The organism is Epibacterium sp. HA2-3 (assembly GCF_055693725.2).
The window spans coordinates 770,842-790,839 of record NZ_CM172490.1 but is presented as its reverse complement, the minus strand read 5'-3'; the positions used below and the strand labels follow the sequence as shown (position 1 = coordinate 790,839).

Sequence of the window (19,998 nt, the reverse complement as noted above, 5' to 3'; positions counted from 1 at the left end):
GGGCTGAGACATGAGGTCTGTGCATAGGTGAACAGGCCAATGCGCCTCGCCTCGGGCTTGCGCAAAAGACAAGCCACATTAATGTGATAGGGCAACAGGCCCTGAACCAAACGATGTGGAGATCAAACGTGCGCCCCAAAGTCGGCATCATCGGCAATTCCTACCTCATGAATGACCAGTACCCGACACATGCCGGGGGCACCATGAACTCGGATGCTGTCGCCAATGTGGCGGGGTGCCTGCCTCTGTTGATCCCGACCGACCCGCGATTTGTTTCAGTCGAGGAACTGCTCGAGAGCTTTGATGGTTTCTTGTTGACCGGCGGCCGCCCGAACGTGCACCCGCAGGAATATGGCGAAGACCCCACCGAAGCGCATGGAGATTTTGACCGCGCGCGCGATGCCATCACCCTGCCGCTGGTGCGGGAATGCGTGAAACGCGGCCAGCCGTTTTTTGGGATCTGCCGAGGCTTTCAAGAGGTGAACGTCGCCATGGGCGGCACGCTCTACCCTGAAATTCGCGACCTGCCCGGACGTATGAACCACCGCATGCCCCCCGATGGCACCATCGAAGAGAAATTCGCGCTGCGCCATCCGGTCAAGCTGCGCGAAGGTGGCATATTCCATCAGCTTCTTGGCGCCGCAGAGGTGATGACCAACACGCTGCATGGACAGGGGATCAAAACACCTGGTGCCCGCATCGTTGTGGAAGGCGAAGCTGAAGACGGCACACCCGAAGCCCTCTATGTCAAGGACGCGGCTGGATTTTCACTCGCCGTGCAATGGCACCCCGAGTATCGTGCAGGCGAGGATCCGGTGTCGCGCCCCCTCTTCGAGGCCTTTGGCCGCGCGGTCCACAGCTGGTCAGAAGACCGGCGCCCCACTGCCCTGTCGCTGTCGGCCTAACCCACGGCTTTTGCGTCATTTTGCTGCCAAATCGCCCGCGACAACGGTCAGTTTGTCGATCTTATCCGGAATCTTGGCGGTATCGGCGGTTGAAATGTCGCAAAAGAGCCAAATCTCACATCCAGTGCTTTTCATTTCCTGCAACATCTGATGCTGTGTGCCAGCGGTGAAACGAAGACCGCCCCTTGGCCCGATTTCGGGCATTTGTGGGCGAAATTTCAGTTTCTTGCCGCAACGCAGCAAATTGCTTGCGCAATTTTGTTGCGCTGTGTATTTAATGTGTTTGCGAAACGTGCGCAAGCATTCGCAACCATCGGTGCAGACAGGGGGATGACTGTTGAAAATAGGCACACCAAAAGAAATAGCCGAGGGCGAGTCGCGCGTTGCGATGACGCCAGCCTCGGCAAAAGATCTTCAGAAGCTGGGGTTTGAGTGCTGCATTGAGGCAGGCGCCGGGGAAGCTGCGGGCTTTACCGATGCGGCCTACGCCGAAGCCGGTGTTGAGGTCATCAAGACCGCCGCCGGGCTGTGGAAGGCCGCCGATATCATCGCTAAGGTGCGCGCGCCCTCCGAGACCGAGCTGAAGCGGCTCAACAAATCCAAGACCCTGATTTCCTTCTTCAACCCGGGCGGCAATGAAGAGGGCCTCGAGCTCGCGAAATCCAAGGGCGCGACCGTGATCGCGATGGAAATGGTGCCGCGCATCAGCCGCGCGCAAAAGATGGACGCACTGAGCTCCATGGCCAATATCGCGGGCTACCGCGCAGTGATCGAGGCGGGCAACAACTTTGACCGCTTCTTCACCGGCCAGATCACCGCTGCGGGCAAGGTGCCACCGGCCAAGGTGCTGGTGGTAGGCGCAGGCGTTGCGGGCCTCGCGGCAATCGGCACCTCCACCTCGCTAGGCGCGGTGACCTATGCGTTTGACGTGCGCCCCGAAGTGGCCGAACAGGTCGAGTCGATGGGTGCCGAGTTTGTCTACCTCGACTTTGAGGAAGAACAGCAGGATGGCGCGGCCACAGGCGGTTACGCGTCTGTTTCGAGCCCCGAGTTCCGAGAGGCCCAGCTGGCCAAATTCCGCGAACTGGCGCCCGAAATGGACATCGTGATCACCACCGCGCTGATCCCCAACCGCGAGGCGCCGAAGCTCTGGCTGGCGGATATGGTCGCGGCGATGAAGCGCGGCTCGGTCATCGTCGACCTTGCGGCCGAGCGTGGCGGCAACGTCGAAGGCACCGTGAAGGACGAGAAAGTCGTCACCGACAACGGCGTGACCATCATCGGCTACACCGACTTCCCAAGCCGCATGGCGAGCCAGTCCTCCAGCCTCTATGCCACCAACATCCGTCACATGATGACCGATTTGACCCCGGAAAAGGACGGTCAGGTGGTGCATGACATGGAGGACGACGTCATCCGCGGGGCCACTGTGACCCACGCAGGCGAGATCACCTTCCCACCGCCGCCGCCCAAGGTGCAGGCCATTGCGGCGCAAAAAAAACCCGAAGCCCCCAAGGAGCTGACGGCCGAGGAAAAACGCGCCGCAGAAGTCGCCGCCTTCAAACAACAGACCAAAAATCAGGTCACATTGCTTGCGGTCGGCGCTGCGTTGCTCCTGGCGGTGGGGCTGGTGGCCCCTGCAAGCTTCATGCAGCATTTCATCGTCTTTGTGCTCTCGGTCTTTGTGGGCTTCCAGGTGATCTGGAACGTCTCTCACTCCCTGCACACGCCGCTGATGGCGGTCACAAATGCGATCTCCTCGATCATCATTCTCGGCGCCCTGATGCAGATCGGCTCTGGTTCCTGGTTGGTGATTTTCCTGGCCGCTCTCAGTGTCTTTATGGCCGGGATCAACATCTTTGGCGGCTTCCTCGTGACACGGCGCATGCTCGCCATGTTCCAGAAATCCTAAAGGAGGAGAGATCATGGACTTTGGATTCACGACGGCGGCCTATGTGGTCGCAGCGGTTCTCTTTATCCTTTCGCTGGGCGGACTCTCGGGCCAGGAAAGCGCCAAACGTGCAGTCTGGTACGGGATTGTCGGCATGGCGCTGGCGGTCTTTGCAACCCTCATCGGGCCGGGCTCTGGCCTGTGGTTCCTGTCGCTGGTGCTGATCGGCGCAGGCGGTGTGATCGGCTACATGCTGGCCTCGAAGGTCGAGATGACCCAGATGCCGGAACTGGTGGCAGGCATGCATGCGCTGGTCGGTTTGGCGGCGGTACTGGTGGGCTTTAACGCTCATATCGAACTGGGCCGGGTGCTCGCGATGGACGAAGGCGCGCGCAAATCGCTCGAAGGCTTTGCCGCGCTCCTCGCCAAGAAAGACAGCGTGGAGATCAACATCCTGCGGGTCGAGGTTTTCCTTGGCGTCTTTATCGGGGCGGTGACCTTTACGGGCTCGGTGATTGCCTATGGCAAACTCTCCGGCAAAGTGTCCTCGGCGGCGACCAAGCTGCCTGGTGGGCATATGCTGAACATCGGCGCAGCGGGGATCTCGCTTCTGTGCCTGTTCTGGTATCTGGGCGCAGGCGGCATGCTGCCGCTGGTGCTGATGACGCTGGCGGCCTTGTTCATCGGCTATCACCTGATCATGGGCATTGGCGGTGCGGATATGCCGGTGGTGGTCTCCATGCTCAACAGCTACTCCGGCTGGGCAGCGGCGGCGATTGGCTTTAGCCTTGGCAATGATCTGTTGATCGTGGTCGGCGCTCTGGTGGGCTCTTCTGGCGCGATCCTGAGCTACATCATGTGCAAGGCGATGAACCGCTCGTTTGTCTCGGTGATCCTTGGCGGTTTTGGCGGCAGCGCTGGTCCTGCGATGGAAGTCGAGGGCGAACAGGTGGCAATCGACGCCGATGGCGTGGCCACGGCCCTGGAAGACGCCGACAGCATCGTCATCATCCCCGGCTACGGCATGGCGGTGGCGCAGGCGCAGTCCAATGTGGCCGAGCTCACCCGCCGTCTGCGCGCCAAGGGCAAGAACGTGCGCTTTGCGATCCACCCGGTGGCGGGCCGCTTGCCCGGACACATGAACGTGCTTCTTGCCGAGGCCAAGGTGCCCTACGACATCGTGTTGGAGATGGATGAGATCAACGATGATTTCCCGGAGACGGATGTGGCCATCGTTATTGGCTCTAACGACATCGTGAACCCGGCCGCCCAGGAAGACCCCAACTCGCCCATCGCTGGCATGCCGGTTCTGGAGTGCTGGAAAGCAAAGCAGGTCTTTGTCTCCAAACGCGGTCAGGGCACGGGGTATTCCGGGATCGAGAACCCGCTGTTCTTTAAGGAAAACACCCGCATGTTCTACGGCGACGCAAAACAGTCTCTCGCAACGCTGCTAAATCTCATCGACTGATCGAGAGAGACCCCAAATACCAAGAAGGGCGCCCCAATCAGGGCGCCCTTTCTTTTTGAATGCGCGGCATCTATCGCGATGACTCAAGAAACGGCTGGGGCAATCAACCGCCGATTTCTCCCTCCACCACCACGCTACTGGGGGCGCTTGTCTCGGCCCCAGCGCCCTCAATCCCGGTGAGGTCTTCCCCCAGCCCAAAAATCGCAAGCCCAAACAGGACCGCTGCGAGAACCGCAATGATCCAGTAGAGCCCACGTTTGCGCTGACGAACCTCGCGCTGAGTGGTCATCGGTGTGTCGGCATCGGCCATGAGCTTCTCCTTTCAAATGAGGGCGAAGGGCGCTTGCCCCACTGCCCTCGGTTGCATAGGTCTTGTGGTAGCAACGCACGCCCCCCGCCGCGTGTTCCCAAAAAATCGCGAAGGATGTACCCATGAAAGACGCCGCCCCAAGCACGCAGCCAGAGACCTTCTACCTGAAGGACTACACCCCGTTTGGCTATGTGGTGGAGCGCGTCGAGCTGGTATTTCGCCTCTCGCCCGAGGCAACACGGGTGCTGTCCAAGATCCGTTTTGCACCCAACCCTGATGTCTCAGATCGGGAGTTCTTTCTGCATGGCGAGAAGCTCAAGCTGATTTCAGCACAGATTGATGGGGCAGAGGTCGCGCCCAATGTCACCGACACGGGCCTAAGCTGCGAGGTGCCGGACACGCCCTTCACATGGGAAGCAGAGGTCGAGATCAACCCAAAGGCCAATACCGCGCTCGAGGGGCTTTATATGTCGAATGGCATGTATTGCACCCAGTGCGAGGCCGAAGGGTTCCGCAAGATCACCTATTATCCCGACCGCCCCGATGTCATGAGCACCTTCAATGTCCGTATCGAGGGCGACGAAAAGGTTATGCTGTCCAACGGCAACCCTGGCGAAAGCGGTGAGGGCTTTGCCGAATGGCACGATCCCTGGCCCAAACCGGCCTATCTCTTTGCGTTGGTGGCGGGCGATCTGCTCAACCATCCCGATCGTTTCACCACGCGCTCGGGCAAGGATGTGGAACTCAATATCTGGGTGCGGCCCGGTGACGAGGGCAAATGCGCCTTTGGGATGGAGGCGCTCAAGAAGTCGATGACCTGGGACGAAGAGGTCTATGGGCGTGAGTACGATCTCGACGTGTTCAACATCGTTGCAGTCGATGACTTCAACATGGGCGCAATGGAAAACAAAGGATTGAACATTTTCAACTCCTCCTGCGTCTTGGCCAGCCCTGAAACCTCGACAGATGCCAATTTCGAACGGATCGAGGCGATCATCGCCCATGAGTATTTTCACAACTGGACCGGCAACCGGATCACCTGCCGGGACTGGTTCCAACTGTGCCTCAAGGAAGGTCTGACAGTCTATCGAGATGCGCAGTTCACCGCCGACATGCGCTCTGCTCCGGTGAAACGGATCGAAGACGTGATCGAGTTGCGCGCGCGCCAGTTCCCCGAGGACAACGGTCCGCTCGCCCACCCTGTACGCCCCGAAGCCTTTCAAGAGATCAACAATTTTTACACCGCAACGGTCTATGAAAAAGGCGCCGAGGTGATCGGCATGCTCAAACGTCTCGTTGGTGATGAGGCCTATTACAAGGCGCTCGATCTCTACTTTAATCGTCACGATGGGCAGGCCTGCACCATCGAGGACTGGATCAAGGTGTTTGAGGACTCCACAGGACGGGATCTGGCACAATTCAAGAATTGGTACAGCCAGGCCGGCACGCCGCGCCTTTCGGTCGATGAGAGCTTTGAGGATGGCACCTACACGCTCACCTTCCGGCAGAAGACGCCCCCCACACCTGGACAGGACCACAAGGATCCAAAGGTGATCCCGATTGCGGTGGGGCTGCTGACCCCCACTGGCGACGAAGTGCTGCCAACCACCGTGCTCGAAATGACAGAGGCAGAGCAGAGCTTTTCCTTTGAAGGCTTCAAGACGCGACCGATCCCGTCGATCTTGCGCGATTTCTCTGCTCCGGTGATCCTGACCCGCGACAGCTCTGCCAAGGAACGCGCTTTCTTGCTGGCACATGACACCGACCCCTTTACCCGTTGGGAAGCGGGCCGTGAGCTTGCCAAAGCCTCTCGCATCGCGATGGTAATTGACGGTGCAAGCCCAGACTCGAACTATCTCGAGGCGCTGCAGTCCCTGGTGCGCGACGATCACCTTGATCCGGCCTTTCGCGCCCTGGTTCTGGCACCTCCCACCGAGAGCGAGATTGCACAGGCACTGGCAGATCAGGGCGTAACACCCGACCCGGACGCAATCCACGACGCGGCAGAGACCTTTGCGCAGACACTGGCGCAGAGCCTGTCCGACAGCCTCCCACGCCTGTTTGCAGCCACTTTGGTCGATGGCGCCTATGTGCCGGATGCCAAGGGCGCCGGACTGAGGGCGCTCAACGGGCGTATCCTTGGACTGTTGACCCGGATTGATGGGGGCGAGGCCGCGACCAAGCAATTTGAGACCGCCAACAACATGACCGTGCAGAACTCGGCGCTGGCTTGTCTGCTCAAGGCCGAGAAGGGTGACGCCCAATCACAGGCCTTCTTTGAGCAGTGGCAGGATGATCGTCTGGTAATGGACAAGTGGTTCGGGCTTCAGGTAGCCACGGCCCGCCCCGAACGCGCACCTGCCATCGCCCAGAGCCTGACCGAACATCCGCTGTTCACGATCAAGAACCCCAACCGTTTTCGGGCTGTGATGGGGGCGTTAGCAATGAACCATGCCGGGTTCCACCAGGCCGACGGCAGCGGCTATCGCTTGCTCGCCGATCAGTTGATCGCGCTGGACCCGCTGAACCCGCAGACCACCGCGCGTATGTGCAGCGCCTTCCAAACATGGAAGCGCTATGATGCCGGACGTCAGGACAAGATCAGAGCAGAACTCAAGCGGATCAAGGCAACCGAGGGGCTGAGCCGGGATACCAACGAGATGGTGAGCCGTATCCTTGACGCCTGACCCGGAGGCCCAGCCGCAGGACGTGTTCCTGTTTCAAAGAGACGCGCGCTCTCTTAGGTCGATTGTTTTGGTCGCGGCCTGGGCTTCGGCTGTCGGTCTGATCTGGGTCGCGTTTGAAGCACGGGGCTGGGTACTGGCGCTCCTTGCGTTGCCTTTGCTGCCCTCGCTCTGGGAGCTGTGGCGCCCCCATGCGGCCTGGCTCCGGATCACCGAGACTCACTTGAGCTGGCGCAGCCTGCGCAGCTCTGGTGACATCTCACTGGCCGAGATCGATCATATCCGGATGGTCACGCGGAGCGATTTTTCGGTGCGGGCCACGATCCATACCCGCCCGGGCACCCATCATCAGATCCCTCCCGAAGTCACCCCCAAGGCGTCAGTCCTGGAAGCCGCACTTCAACAGCGGCAAGTTGCCTTAAAAATACAGCATTTTACTGTTCTCTGAGCGGTTCCAATCCGCGCTTCTTGCCGGCATTTTTTGCCCTGCAAACATAATGCCGCGCTTTTGCCGCCATCTGCTGTCGCGGTGCCGAAATTGATCCGGTGAACACCGCGCGGCTGCCATGTTTGCGCCCCAAATTTTTCCGACAGTGGCTCCCACGAAAAGACTGCTACAACGGGACCCACCTGATGCCATTCTCTGCGCCTCCGGCAAAAGACGGTTTGAAACACCTCATGCGCCTCGTGTCTGCGCGCATGCCGCTGCCGATCACGCGCGCGGGGGAAATCCTGCCCAGAGCCCTGCGCAGCTGGCCCGAGGCGCTGAAAAAGACCCGTGGCGCGCCGGAAACGCTGTCATCAGAACCGCTCAGTCTTGAGGATGTGCTGACCATTCCAACGCCGGTAACCAACGCCGAGGACGAAGCCTGTGACCGCGCGATTGCCGAAGGGCAGTTCCTCGCCCGGCAGGAAGATTGGGAAAGGATCGAGGCCGAGATCCTCGCCGCTGATACGGCGCGGCGCGCGACGCCCGGGGGGACCCCCATTGCGGATCTGATCGCCTACGGGGCGCGCGCAGATATTATCAATGCGGTTGAGCATGCGTTGAGTGAGGGTCTTAGCCTCACTGAGCGGGTGACACTCGATGGGATCATGGCGCTGGAACGCACCCGCCTTGAATGCGCGCGCACCCCGGTGATGACGACGGTTGTCGCGCTTGCTCATCTGGATATTGCCTGGGCGTTTCGACGGATCTCCAAACGCAAGTCACATCGCCAGCGTGACACCTTGCACGCCCGCGCCGAGGCCCATCACGCGCGCGCCAAAACGCTATTGTCTCAAATCCCGAATGACGCCCGCGCACGGCCCTTCGTGGCCGCCGCACGCTGCGCCCTTTACAGTGTGGAGGCTTCGGCCGGATGCAGACAAATCGCAGATGACTACTTTGACCTGATCCGGCTCGATCCCGGCAACCCGCGCCACCTGCGCGCATTGGGCACCCATTTGGCAGAGCAAGGCGCAGAGGGGCTGCGCGCGCTGGAACTCGAAGCGCGACGCGTTGCAGCACTGGTTCAAGCGCAGTGGGGCGCCGCCGGCTATGCTTGGGTCTATTTTGATGCGGTGGCGCAATCCGATGCGGCCTGTCTCGAGGTCGATGTGCCCTATTTCCTCGATGGGATGGCGGACATCGTGGCCCGCGCCGCCAATCAGGAGCGGATCAATCTCCTGTCGGCCTATTGCAGCATCGCGCTGAAACCTCAGCCCGAGACCGCAGCCGACGCCGCAGCGGTGCGCCAACAGATCGCACAGGCCGCGCATTGGCTCATCCGTGAGCATCTGCGCGAATTGCACCCGATGGTCTGGGCGCATGCGGCGGCGGGTTTTGACAATGACGCCCAGGTCAGGTCGTTGCGACAGTTTGCCGAGCGTGGCCGGATGGACGCGCTGCGCGCAATCGCAGAGTCCTTTCGCGACGATATCGAAGCCGGATACAGGGTCGTCTTTACCGCGGATGGACCTGAACTGACCGCTGGGTAAGCGACGTACGATAAACCGCTCGCGATCAGAAGGGGGCTCTGCCCGCGGTGGTCCCTTCCGGGCCCCCTCCCCCGCGACATTTTCCGTTAGAAGAAGGGGAGCCGGTGCGTTTCAACCGAGGGCTATTTCTTTTTGAAGGCATCCATCAAGGCGGCCCCCAATGCGCCATTGCCCGTTGCGCCGGTATCTGAGGCGGATTTGCCTCTGGGCGCGGCAGAGCCGTGGCGTTTGGGTGCGGAGGGATTGCGCCCTTTGGCACCACCGCGCGCCGCATTCTGGGAGGGCCCACGGCCTGCGCGATCCTCCCGCGCAGATGCGCCACCGTCCTTTTTCATGGTCAGGCCGATGCGTTTGCGCGGCACGTCCACCTCGACCACCGTGACCTTGACCACCTGGCCGGTTTTCACAATCTCATGCGGGTCCTTGACGAATTTGTCGGCCAGCTGGCTGACATGCACAAGACCGTCTTGGTGCACACCAATGTCCACGAAGGCCCCAAAGGCCGCAACATTGGTCACTGTGCCCTCAAGAACCATACCGGGTTTGAGATCAGTGATCTCCTCCACGCCATCGGTAAAGCTTGCGGTGACGAAAGAAGGACGTGGATCACGCCCCGGTTTTTCCAGCTCCGCAAAGATGTCATGTACGGTGGGCAGGCCGACCTCACCAGAGACGAATTGCTCAGCCCGGAGGGATTTCAGCGCCGTGGCGTCCCCCATGATCTCGCGAATATCGCGGCCGCAGGCGCTCACGATCTTGCGCGCGACATCATAGCTTTCGGGGTGGACCGCAGAGGCGTCCAGAGGCTCTTTGCCGCCTTGGATACGCAGGAAACCTGCACATTGCTCAAACGCCTTGGGGCCAAGACGCGCAACCTTCAAGAGTTCTTTGCGGGTCTTGAAAGCGCCGTTGAGGTCGCGATGCGCCACGATGGCTTCGGCAAGGCCGGGACCAAGACCCGAGACATGTGCCAAAAGCGGCGCGGACGCCATGTTGAGATCAACACCAACCGCGTTCACCACATCTTCGATCACGGCTTCGAGCGATTTGGAAAGCTTATGCTGGTCTACGTCATGCTGATATTGTCCGACCCCGATGCTCTTGGGCTCAATCTTGACCAGTTCCGCCAGCGGATCCTGAAGGCGCCGCGCAATCGAAACCGCACCACGCAAGCTGACGTCAAGATCCGGGAATTCACGCGCAGCCAGTTCGGAGGCGGAATAGACCGAGGCGCCCGCCTCAGAAACCACCACCTTGGTCGGCGCTTTGACCTTTGCGGGCAGGTTTTTTAGAACTTCGGCGACCATGCGCTCGGTCTCGCGGCTGGCCGTGCCATTGCCGATCGCGATCAGCTCAACCCCGTGCTCGGCGATGAGCTTCAGAATGGAGACCTGCGCACCACGCAGATCGTTTTTCGGCTGGAACGGATAGAGGGTCTCTGTGGCCACCAATTTCCCGGTCGCATCAACCACTGCGGCCTTGACGCCGGTGCGAATGCCCGGGTCCAGCCCGAGGGTCGGCCGCGCACCGGCTGGGGCGGCAAAGAGCAAATCCTTGAGATTGCGCGCAAAAACCGAAATAGCCTCGTCCTGCGCCCGGCTGCGCAGATCGCCCATCAGCTCCAGCATCATCGACAGCGACAGTTTGACCCGCCAGGTCCAACCAGCCGCTTTGCGCAGCCACTTGTCGCCCGGAGCCGAGCTTCGCACCTCCAGAACAGCGGCGACCATTTCTTCGGCTCGCGTGACCCCCTCTTCGCCCGGTGGGGCAATATCGAGCGTCAGCACGCCCTCGTTGGAGCCGCGCAGCATCGCCAGAGCCCGATGCGACGGGGTGGTTTTCCAAGCCTCGGAATGATCGAAGTAATCCGAGAATTTGGCACCCGCCTGCTCCTGTCCTTCGACCACTTTGGATCGCAAAATGGCTTCAGACTGCATGAAATTACGTAGCCGCCCCAAAAGCTCGGCATTCTCGGTGAGACGCTCGGTGAGAATATCACGTGCACCGTTCAAAGCGGTCTTTGTGTCTGCCACTTCCCCGGAGAGGTAGTTCGCGGCCAAAACCTCGGGATCAGCAGAGCGATCCGCGAGAATAGCCTCCAGAAGAGGCTCAAGCCCGTTTTCGCGCGCGATCATCGCCTTGGTGCGACGCTTGGGTTTGAAGGGGAGATAGATGTCTTCGAGCTGCGCCTTGGTCTCCGCCTTGGCAATCGATGCCGCCAGATCATCGGTCAACTTGTCTTGCTGCGAAATCGACTCCAGGATTGCGGCCCGTCGCTTTTCCAGCTCGCGCAAGTATTCCAGCCGCTCTGATAAGGTCCGCAATTGCGTGTCATCAAGGCCCCCGGTCACCTCTTTGCGGTAGCGCGCGACAAAAGGCACGGTCGCCCCCTCGTCCAAAAGCCCCACGGCTGCGTTTACCTGCTGTACCGATGATCCGATTTCTTCGGAAATCTTCCGCGCAATTCGAAGGGTCGTATCCAAAACCTGCTGCTCCTTTGCTTTGGCGTCGGCCACGATGATGCGCCACCACTGAGGCCGGAGTACCGTCTTAGCGGTCCGGAACATCAAGGCCAAGCCGAGATCAGGAAACGTTGCGAGCAAGCTGCGTCAGAAACCAGCCCACAATTCGCATATTCTTAATTTGAAACCCGTCTACTCAAAGTGACGCCGGGTCAATCATTTGCTTGCAGAGATCCGAATTGGCGTCTCGGCAATGAATATAAGGTTTCTGTTTCATGATCTTAAAATCAACAAAGTTGGCCATCGCTCTGAGTGTCTCGTTTTTAATGGCGGGCATGGACAGCGCGCGGGCAGAGGCGATCAAAGCGTACACCGCAGCCCTCCCGCCCTACACGATCGCGCCAGACCTCGAGATGCCGGGAATCTCTCACGAGATTTTGGAAGAGATGTCGAAACGCTCGGGCGTGACAATCGAGATTGAGTATCTTCCTTGGAAGCGCGCGCAATCGATGGCGCAGAAAACGCCGAACGCCCTGCTTTTTACCGCCGCGCGCACCGAGTCGCGTGAAACCGTCTACAAGTGGATCGCAGAGTTTATTGTGGCTGACGAAGTATTCGCGACCACCACCGAGGCGGTGAACTCTCTTGAGGACGCGCGCCAGCTCTCTCGAATTGCCACACTTGGGGGGGCGCCACGAGAGAAACGGCTCGCAAAGCTGGAGTTCGGCAATGTGCAGTCCACCCCCGATACCGCGACGGCTGCACGTCTCTTGACCGGCGGGCGCGTGGATGCCTGGTTCACACTGAGTCAGCGCGTCCTGCACGCCGTGAAGTCAGAGGGGCTCGACCCGAGCACCATCGTGATCGGCACACCGGTGGGCAGTCTGCGCCTTTGGCTGGCTTCAAACGCCGAATTCGATCCCGAAGTGGCCACCAAACTTGCGCAGGCCTTTGAAGAAATGAAAGCTGATGGCAGCTACGAGGCCATCGTCAGCGCCTACCTGAACTGATCGTGGCGACAAACCTTGCCTGACTGGCGTCCCGTATGGAGCGCCAGCCCCGCGTTTCGAAGGTAAGAACGCCGCTCGCCGCCATTGCCCCTTGCTCCTCGGCCTCTGCGCGCCTAGAACGCATGGCAAACAAGGACATTCGGATACGGCGGAAAACCATGCTCGACCTGACATATGAACTCCCAAAGCCCAAGGTAATCGCGGGCGCCAAGCATGACTGGGAACTGGTCATCGGTATGGAGGTGCATGCCCAGGTCAGCTCCAATGCCAAGCTGTTTTCGGGCGCTTCCACCCAGTTTGGGGCGGAGCCCAACTCCAACGTAGCATTTGTGGATGCGGCCATGCCCGGCATGCTGCCCGTCATCAACGAGTACTGCGTCGAACAGGCGGTCCGCACGGGTCTTGGCCTCAAGGCGGACATCAACCTCTGGTCTGCCTTTGACCGCAAGAACTATTTTTACCCCGACCTGCCGCAGGGCTATCAGATCTCCCAGCTCTATCACCCCATCGTGGGCGAAGGCGAAGTGCTGGTGGAGCTTGGCGATGGCACGGCGCGCATGGTGCGTATCGAGCGCATCCACATGGAGCAGGACGCGGGCAAATCCATCCACGATATGGACCCCTCCATGTCCTTTGTGGACCTGAACCGGACCGGCGTCTGCCTGATGGAAATCGTCTCGCGCCCGGACATCCGTGGCCCCGAGGAAGCGGCCGCCTATATCGCCAAGCTGCGCCAGATCATGCGTTACCTTGGCACCTGTGACGGCAACATGCAGAACGGCAACCTGCGCGCGGATGTGAACGTCTCCATCTGCCGCCCCGGCGCCTACGAGAAGTATCAGGAAACGCAGGATTTCTCGCATCTCGGCACCCGCTGCGAGATCAAGAACATGAACTCCATGCGCTTTATCCAGCAGGCCATCGAGGTCGAAGCACGTCGCCAGATCGCCATTGTCGAAGCCGGTGGCGAAGTCGAACAGGAAACCCGCCTTTACGATCCAGACAAGGGCGAGACGCGTTCGATGCGTTCCAAGGAAGAGGCGCATGACTATCGCTACTTCCCCGACCCGGACCTTCTGCCGCTCGAGATCGAGCAGGCTTGGGTAGACGACATCAAGTCGAAGCTCCCCGAACTGCCGGACGAAAAGAAAGCCCGTTTTATCAAAGATTTCGGCCTTACAGACTATGATGCGTCCGTGCTGACGGCGGATCTGGAGAGTGCGCATTATTTTGACGCCGTTGCAAAAGGTCGCAGCGGCAAGCTGGCGGCGAACTGGGTCATCAACGAACTCTTTGGCCGCCTGAAGAAGGACGACAAAGACATCACCGACAGCCCCGTCTCCCCGGCGCAATTGGGTGGTGTGATTGATCTGATCGCTTCTGACGCCATCTCCGGCAAGATCGCCAAGGATCTGTTTGAGATCGTTTATACCGAAGGCGGCGACCCTGCCCAGATCGTCGAAGAACGTGGCATGAAGCAGGTCACAGACACCGGTGCGATTGAGGCGGCTCTGGACGAGATCATCGCCGCCAACCCCGCACAGGTTGAAAAGGCCAAAGAAAACCCGAAGCTTGCGGGCTGGTTCGTCGGTCAGGTGATGAAAGCCACCGGCGGCAAGGCCAACCCGAAGGCGGTGAACCAGCTTGTAGCCAAGAAGCTTGGCTAAGCGTCCAGCCAGAACGTAAGACAAAAGAGGCGACCGCTAGGTCGCCTTTTTCACGTCAGAGACGGACGGTGATGCTTATTCTGCCGCCAAGCCCCGTTCTTCCTTGAGATAGTCAAGCAGGTCGGAATTGCGGCAATAGTCCGGGGTGCGGTCTATCTCTTGGGTCAGGGTCCCAAGGTAGCGCGAGCAGGTTTTGGGGCACGCACAGCGGGTGCAGCGCAGAACCGCTTCGGCAATTTCTTCAAACTGAAGCGAGCCGCTGATGGCCTCTTCTTCAAGGTCGAGCCCAACCGCCTTGCCCATTCTGTCAAAGAGGGCGGCGTGGGTTTTGAGCTTGTCAGGATCGATCATGATGCGCGTTCCTCCTCATAAGGTCCCATAGGGTCATATGAGATCTGGAAGGCGCGCGCCTTGATGCAGGTCAAATAGAGGTTTTGGCCCCGCACTCAGCCAGCGTCGAGATAGGCACGCACCGCGTCCTGCACCCGTCGAAAGCGGTCGCCGCCCAGTTTCTTGCCGCCATACCAGCGGGTGACGATAATCACATGATTGCTGAGGGCCTCGCGCTCCATCATCCGCAGGATCACCATGCCTGCTCCGCTTTCCCCATCATCGGCCTTGAGCCCACCGCTCGGAAGCATGGCAGCCCAGGTATTGTGCGTTGCCTTGGCATAGCTGCGGTCTTCCTTGAGCGTGGACAGCACCGCATCCACCTCCTCCCGGCTTTGCACAGGGGCACCGCTTACAGCATATTTTGACCCTCGGTCCGTGAGCACCACACCAAGCTTTGTAAGCGCCTTCTCGGCGGCCTCGGTCTTTTTTGTCATCGGGGGAACCTCAGTTCAAACCGTATTTGCGGATCGTTCTTTGCACGATACGGATGCGGTCGGGATTGGCCGGATGGGTGCCAAGGAATACATCTCCCGGGTCCGGGATCTCTTCGAAGAACTTCACCCCGACGCTGGGGCGATACCCCGCCTGATAGGTGATGAGCGTTCCAAGCGCATCCGCCTCCAACTCGAACGCTTTGGAATAGCTGCGCGAGCCAACCACGGCGCCGACATATTGCGCATTGGCCACCTGCTCGGGCGTGCCTCCCTCGAGCGATACCAACTCGCCCAGAAAGACCGCACCTTTGACCGCATTGATCCGCTGCTGGTCGAGATGCTCGAGAATGTGATGCGCCATCTCGTGACCCATCACAAACGCCATCTCGTCAGGATTGCGAAAACTATCGAGCATGCTGCGTGTAAAGATCACCACAGGTCGTCCACTGCGATCGACCGTCTGAAAGGCGTTTGCGGGGGCGGAGGGATTGAGATCCAGCTGGATCTGAAAATCGCAGTTGCGGTCGGGGTCCTTGCTGCGGCACTGCGCCTCGCCAACGGGCTCCACATCCTCTGCAACCGCAACAAACGCACGGTATTGCGGGTTGTTGGGGTCAACGCCGGTACAGCCGGCTACCAACAGCACAAAAAGAATCAAAAAACGGCGCATGGGACTCCTGTATGGGGGTCAGGCTAACGCAGATTTCACAACATGTGCAAACGGCTAGAGGCACCGTCCCGAGGCGCGACGACAATCGCGCCTTGCCAGCGCGCGGATACAGGTGGCAAGCTTTGCTTATGTTTACAATCGAGCATGAATTTGATTCCACGGTGATCACGCTGGTCGATGAGGGAAAACCCCATCTGACCGAGGATGTGATCATCAATGCGTTTTCCGAATGTGTCACGATCGAGCAGTTTGATCCGCGCACCCATTCAACCCATCGCATCACGCTCTCGCCAGAGCAGCTACAAGATCTCGCTGCGGCGCTCGACCTTCCCGAGGGGGTCTATCGCCTGGTTCTGGACAAATCGCGCTGAGGAAGGGGTGAGGCGAGCTGCAGAGCGCCTCTACGCCACGATGCGGCAAACCCGCACCTCTCCCGGTGATCGCGACAGGACCTATCCCGGTGCCTAGCCGGAACAACTCAAGGGTCGGTGACAAGAAAGACCTTGTCGCGACTTGTCGCACCACGCAGGAGTGTCAGTCGTGACGGTGAGACCCCGAGTGCGCGGGACAGAAGTGCGACCACATCAGCATTTGCCTTGCCCCCTTCCGGGACCGTCGTGACCAGCACCTTGATCTCATCCCGCTTGCGCAGCACCGCGTTCTGCGCCGCCTTGGGCGTCACTCGTACAGCGATCTGCGCCCCGGGTTGCGCAAGGTCCCGAAGATCCGCCAAATCTCGTGCCTTTGGTTTTGCCATGCCTCCACCCGTTCTAATCTCCCGGCGCCAACGCCCCGTGCGCGGCCTGATCCGTCACCCGATCGTCCATATGCGCTCTGACGCGGGATCCTCTGTGCAAGAGCGACCATGGACTCGGCTTTGATGCCTGCTTACACCTTTGCCCAAGCTGCGCCCAGCTTTGCCGCGCTCCGCGTCGCGAGACCGTCCCGCCAGGCCGCTTTCCCCTTGAAACCCGCCTCAAGCTGCCCGACATAGGGCAGGACAAGATGTAAAAAGGTTTTACATATGCCGCAACGCAATGATGCCGCTCTCGATTTTCTGCAAACCCGCCGGTCCCGCCCGGCCAAGACGCTTCAGGCTCCCGCCCCGACCCGTGCAGAGCTGATGCCGCTCTTGACCGCCGCCGCGCGTACGCCCGACCATGGCAAGATGGAACCCTGGCGGTTCATCGTGGTCGAGAAAGCTGCCATGCAGCGGCTCGGCGACCTGACCGCTGAGGCCGGCCTGCGGCTTGGCAAGTCGCCAGAGGACATCTCCAAGGCGCGCAGCCAGTTCGATTTGGGCCAACTGGCTGTGGTCGTCGTCGAGATTCAGAAAGAGAGCCCAAAGATCCCGCCGATCGAGATGACCTATTCCGCAGGTGCGGTCTGCCTTGCCCTGTTGAATGCCGCGCTAGCTGCGGGTTGGGGCGCAAACTGGCTCTCTGGCTGGATGAGCCATGACCGGGGCTTTTGTGAAGCCGCCTTTGATCTGGCCGAGAACGAGCGTATCGCCGGTCTCATCCATATTGCCACCGAAGGCGCCGCGCCGCCGGAACGTCCGCGCCCCGATGTGACGGCGCTTACCACATGGGTCGAGACATGATTTTCACCGCCTTTGGCAAAGCCCTTGGCCAGATGGGGGATCCGCGGTTTCAGCGGGTCCTCCTGCTTGGGGTGGGGCTCACCTTTGCTCTGCTGGTCGCGGCATATGTCGGGCTTTTGGTCCTGATCCAGATGTTTGTGGGACCTGAGACCTCGCTGCCGCTGATTGGTCAGGTTACGTGGCTCAACGACCTGCTGTCGGTGGGCTCCTTCTTCTTCATGATGCTGTTGTCGGTGTTTCTGATGGTACCGGTAGCTTCGGCGATCACATCCATGTTTCTTGATGAGGTCGCCGCCGCCGTCGAAGCCAAACACTATCCAGGCCTGCCGCCGGTGCCGGGGCTGTCGGTCTGGGAGGGCGTAAAAGACACGGTGAATTTCCTCGGCGTGCTGATCGCCGCCAACGTGCTGGCCTTGGTGCTTTATGTGATGTTCCCCCCTGCCGCGCCCTTTATCTTCTGGGGGCTCAATGGGTTCTTGCTGGGGCGGGAGTATTTCACCCTCGCGGCCGCCCGTCGGGTCGGCTTGATCGAGGCAAAGCGCCTGCGCCGTCGCCATGGGGCGACGATCTGGGCGGCGGGCGTGCTGATGGCGATGCCCTTGTCGATCCCACTGGTGAACTTGCTGATCCCGATACTTGGTGCGGCAACCTTCACGCATATCTTTCACGCGCTCTGGCGCGGGCGCTGAGCTATCTCGTGGGGGGGCATTCACGCCCCCGCACCCATCAAGAATGCGGCACGAATAATCCCGGGACAAACGGAGCGCCCATCAGGCAGCGCAGACGTGCGAGATCCGAAATGCGAGACTACCGGTGCTCTTCGGCGGCAATGGCCACGAGCGCGCTGTTGTATGCCTTGAGCGAGTCTACATGATGGAGCACGCCGATCAGGGTCATCAGTGGCTCTCCGGTCTCTTCTGAGAACTCTTCTTCAGTGACCACCGGGATATACTCCACCCCTGCCCGGTCAAAAATCGGCAGCGCCGCCTCCAGCGTGGAGGTGGGGCTGATGGCGATGCCTTCATCGATCAGCGCCTGTGCGCTCTCGGGATCACTATCCGCCAAGGGCCGCATGACCTTGCCCACCCGCAGAGTGCCCAAGAGGTAGGCCTGCGGACCCGCCGCGCAATGCAGGTCGCGTTTTTCAAGCTGGGTCAGGAAGAACGAGCGGTCCACCATCCGCGAGGCCAACGCCGTGGACATCGACACCGATACCATCACCGCAAGGCCGATCTGCCAGTCGCCTGTCAGTTCAAACACAATGAGCGTGGTCGAAATGGGCGCACCCAGCACCGCAGCGGCGACAGCGCCCATCCCCGCAAAAGCATAGAGCGTATGCGTACCCGAGACATCCGGCAGGAAATTCGTCGCAATGAGGCCAAAGGCAAGCCCGGTCAGCGCCCCAACCATCAACGAGGGGGAAAACACCCCGCCCCCCATGCGCCCGCCCATGGTGATGGAGACTGCAGCCACTTTGACAATCGTGAACAGGATCGCCTGGCTGAGCAGCAGGCTCCCGGACAGGGCGAGCACGGTCGTCTCGTATCCAACGCCAATGATATGCGGATACCAGATCGCGACCAGACCAAGCAAAAACCCAGCTATGGTCGGGCGCAACCAGCGCGGCATGCCAAGCGCCGATTGCACAGCCGTCCCCACCCGATCCGCCAAAAAGATTGAATGCATCAGCACAACCGCGACGACGCCACAGATCAGACCAAGCATCAGGAACGCTGGCAACTCGACGTAGAATTGCAACGCACCGGGCGTCGTGAGCACAAATTCCGTGACATCCCCATATTCAAGCCGATTGATGACAGTGCCTGCCACCGAGGCCACCACGATGGGCGCGAAGGTGTTTACGGAAAAATGCCTGAGCACCACTTCCATGGCAAAAAGAGCGCCGGCAATCGGGGCGTTAAAACTGGCAGAAACCGCTGCCGCAACCGCGCAACCCAGGAGGTCCCGCCCAGTTATGCCATCGGCACGGATGCGGTCGCTCACCCAGGTAGAGATCATTCCTGCGATATGGACCACTGGCCCCTCGCGCCCGGAAGAGCCCCCGGTCGAGAGGGTCAGAAAGGACGCGCAGGCCGAGGCCAACCCCTCGCGGATTTCAACGCGCCCATCTCTGAGGGCCGCGCCTTCGATCACATCGGCGACGGATCGTACCCGCCCGTCTGGCGTAAAGCGGTGCAGAATGATCCCGACGATCAACCCGCCGAATACCGGCACCAGCAACAGCACGTACCACGGCAGCGTTGCGGCGAAACTATGCAGGTAGTCCACATCCTCGGCGCCGTAGACGGCCCCTTGCAGCGCGGTAATGCCTTTGCGAAAGAACAAAGCGGCAAAGCCAGCGAGCACCCCAATGACCAGAGCAATCAACCAGAATTGCAGCTGACTTGGTCCACGGTGAACCAATACACGACGGGCATCCCGCAAGCGCGCCTTGGTATTGGCGAGATATTCAGACAGGGGACTACTTTCCCGTCGCGCCATCCAGGTTCTCCGATCTGTT

General features: G+C 60.2%; 19 protein-coding genes. 11 read left to right on the top strand and 8 right to left on the bottom strand.

Features of this window, described 5'->3' with window-relative positions:
• Positions 1 to 113 precede the first annotated feature (113 nt).
• Complete coding sequence (locus ACZ1HH_RS03705; protein ID WP_416368084.1) at positions 114 to 905, top strand: gamma-glutamyl-gamma-aminobutyrate hydrolase family protein; 792 nt, start codon at positions 114 to 116, stop codon at positions 903 to 905.
• Between the two features lie 15 nt (positions 906 to 920).
• On the opposite strand, the gene ACZ1HH_RS03700 is transcribed toward ACZ1HH_RS03705, so the two are convergent.
• Complete coding sequence (locus ACZ1HH_RS03700) at positions 921 to 1,205, bottom strand: hypothetical protein (protein WP_472635903.1); 285 nt, start codon at positions 1,203 to 1,205, stop codon at positions 921 to 923.
• A 37-nt stretch (positions 1,206 to 1,242) separates the two neighbouring features.
• Between ACZ1HH_RS03700 and ACZ1HH_RS03695 the strand changes: the two genes are divergently transcribed.
• Together ACZ1HH_RS03695 and ACZ1HH_RS03690 are read left to right on the top strand one after the other, a co-directional pair.
• Positions 1,243 to 2,817, top strand: a complete 1,575-nt coding sequence (locus ACZ1HH_RS03695; protein ID WP_011538053.1) for a Re/Si-specific NAD(P)(+) transhydrogenase subunit alpha — start codon at positions 1,243 to 1,245, stop codon at positions 2,815 to 2,817.
• 13 nt (positions 2,818 to 2,830) lie between these two features.
• Positions 2,831 to 4,264 carry an NAD(P)(+) transhydrogenase (Re/Si-specific) subunit beta gene (locus tag ACZ1HH_RS03690; RefSeq protein ID WP_011538052.1) on the top strand — a complete coding sequence of 478 codons (1,434 nt, stop codon included), beginning with the start codon at positions 2,831 to 2,833 and terminating at the stop codon, positions 4,262 to 4,264.
• A 103-nt stretch (positions 4,265 to 4,367) separates the two neighbouring features.
• Here the strand turns inward: ACZ1HH_RS03690 and ACZ1HH_RS03685 are convergent, their stop codons facing one another.
• Positions 4,368 to 4,574 carry a hypothetical protein gene (locus ACZ1HH_RS03685; RefSeq protein WP_472635902.1) on the bottom strand — a complete coding sequence of 69 codons (207 nt, stop codon included), beginning with the start codon at positions 4,572 to 4,574 and terminating at the stop codon, positions 4,368 to 4,370.
• 122 nt (positions 4,575 to 4,696) lie between these two features.
• On the opposite strand from ACZ1HH_RS03685, the gene pepN reads away from it, so the two are divergent.
• From pepN to ACZ1HH_RS03670, 3 genes are all read left to right on the top strand, one after another.
• Positions 4,697 to 7,261: an aminopeptidase N gene (gene pepN, locus ACZ1HH_RS03680; RefSeq protein ID WP_472635901.1), complete on the top strand. Its 2,565-nt coding sequence runs from the start codon at positions 4,697 to 4,699 to the stop codon at positions 7,259 to 7,261.
• On the top strand, positions 7,251 to 7,706 hold the full coding sequence (locus ACZ1HH_RS03675) for a hypothetical protein (RefSeq protein ID WP_472635900.1): 456 nt from the start codon (positions 7,251 to 7,253) through the stop codon (positions 7,704 to 7,706). The genes pepN and ACZ1HH_RS03675 overlap by 11 nt, the downstream gene beginning before the upstream one ends.
• Positions 7,707 to 7,891: 185 nt before the next feature.
• Positions 7,892 to 9,238: a hypothetical protein gene (locus ACZ1HH_RS03670; RefSeq protein WP_487320385.1), complete on the top strand. Its 1,347-nt coding sequence runs from the start codon at positions 7,892 to 7,894 to the stop codon at positions 9,236 to 9,238.
• Between the two features lie 122 nt (positions 9,239 to 9,360).
• Here ACZ1HH_RS03670 and ACZ1HH_RS03665 read toward each other — a convergent pair whose 3' ends face one another.
• A complete protein-coding gene (locus ACZ1HH_RS03665; RefSeq protein ID WP_472635897.1) occupies positions 9,361 to 11,721 on the bottom strand; it encodes a Tex family protein in 2,361 nt (786 codons plus the stop codon).
• Positions 11,722 to 11,975: 254 nt separating this feature from the next.
• Here ACZ1HH_RS03665 and ACZ1HH_RS03660 point away from each other — a divergent pair, with 254 nt between their 5' ends.
• Together ACZ1HH_RS03660 and gatB are read left to right on the top strand one after the other, a co-directional pair.
• Positions 11,976 to 12,710, top strand: coding sequence for a substrate-binding periplasmic protein (locus tag ACZ1HH_RS03660; protein WP_487320384.1), 735 nt, complete (start codon positions 11,976 to 11,978; stop codon positions 12,708 to 12,710).
• A gap of 158 nt (positions 12,711 to 12,868) precedes the next feature.
• Positions 12,869 to 14,377, top strand: coding sequence for an Asp-tRNA(Asn)/Glu-tRNA(Gln) amidotransferase subunit GatB (gatB, locus tag ACZ1HH_RS03655; RefSeq protein ID WP_011538046.1), 1,509 nt, complete (start codon positions 12,869 to 12,871; stop codon positions 14,375 to 14,377).
• A gap of 75 nt (positions 14,378 to 14,452) precedes the next feature.
• On the opposite strand, the gene ACZ1HH_RS03650 is transcribed toward gatB, so the two are convergent.
• The 3 genes from ACZ1HH_RS03650 to ACZ1HH_RS03640 all read right to left on the bottom strand — a co-directional run bounded on the left by ACZ1HH_RS03650 (position 14,453) and on the right by ACZ1HH_RS03640 (position 15,874).
• Positions 14,453 to 14,728, bottom strand: coding sequence for a DUF6455 family protein (locus tag ACZ1HH_RS03650; protein ID WP_472635894.1), 276 nt, complete (start codon positions 14,726 to 14,728; stop codon positions 14,453 to 14,455).
• A 95-nt stretch (positions 14,729 to 14,823) separates the two neighbouring features.
• Positions 14,824 to 15,204, bottom strand: a complete 381-nt coding sequence (locus ACZ1HH_RS03645) for a YigZ family protein (RefSeq protein ID WP_011538044.1) — start codon at positions 15,202 to 15,204, stop codon at positions 14,824 to 14,826.
• A 10-nt stretch (positions 15,205 to 15,214) separates the two neighbouring features.
• Complete coding sequence (locus tag ACZ1HH_RS03640; RefSeq protein ID WP_168610375.1) at positions 15,215 to 15,874, bottom strand: M48 family metalloprotease; 660 nt, start codon at positions 15,872 to 15,874, stop codon at positions 15,215 to 15,217.
• A 128-nt stretch (positions 15,875 to 16,002) separates the two neighbouring features.
• Here ACZ1HH_RS03640 and ACZ1HH_RS03635 point away from each other — a divergent pair, with 128 nt between their 5' ends.
• Positions 16,003 to 16,245 (top strand): hypothetical protein, encoded by a 243-nt coding sequence (locus ACZ1HH_RS03635; protein ID WP_168610383.1) that lies wholly within the window; start codon positions 16,003 to 16,005, stop codon positions 16,243 to 16,245.
• 107 nt (positions 16,246 to 16,352) lie between these two features.
• On the opposite strand, the gene ACZ1HH_RS03630 is transcribed toward ACZ1HH_RS03635, so the two are convergent.
• Complete coding sequence (locus tag ACZ1HH_RS03630; protein WP_472635893.1) at positions 16,353 to 16,631, bottom strand: DUF167 domain-containing protein; 279 nt, start codon at positions 16,629 to 16,631, stop codon at positions 16,353 to 16,355.
• A gap of 267 nt (positions 16,632 to 16,898) precedes the next feature.
• On the opposite strand from ACZ1HH_RS03630, the gene ACZ1HH_RS03625 reads away from it, so the two are divergent.
• Complete coding sequence (locus ACZ1HH_RS03625; RefSeq protein ID WP_472635892.1) at positions 16,899 to 17,477, top strand: nitroreductase family protein; 579 nt, start codon at positions 16,899 to 16,901, stop codon at positions 17,475 to 17,477.
• Entirely contained in the window at positions 17,474 to 18,166 is a 693-nt protein-coding gene (locus ACZ1HH_RS03620; RefSeq protein WP_472635891.1) for an EI24 domain-containing protein, read from the top strand. The genes ACZ1HH_RS03625 and ACZ1HH_RS03620 overlap by 4 nt, the downstream gene beginning before the upstream one ends.
• Before the next feature lie 118 nt (positions 18,167 to 18,284).
• On the opposite strand, the gene ACZ1HH_RS03615 is transcribed toward ACZ1HH_RS03620, so the two are convergent.
• Positions 18,285 to 19,979, bottom strand: coding sequence for a chloride channel protein (locus ACZ1HH_RS03615; RefSeq protein ID WP_168610377.1), 1,695 nt, complete (start codon positions 19,977 to 19,979; stop codon positions 18,285 to 18,287).
• Between the last annotated feature and the right edge of the window lie 19 nt (positions 19,980 to 19,998).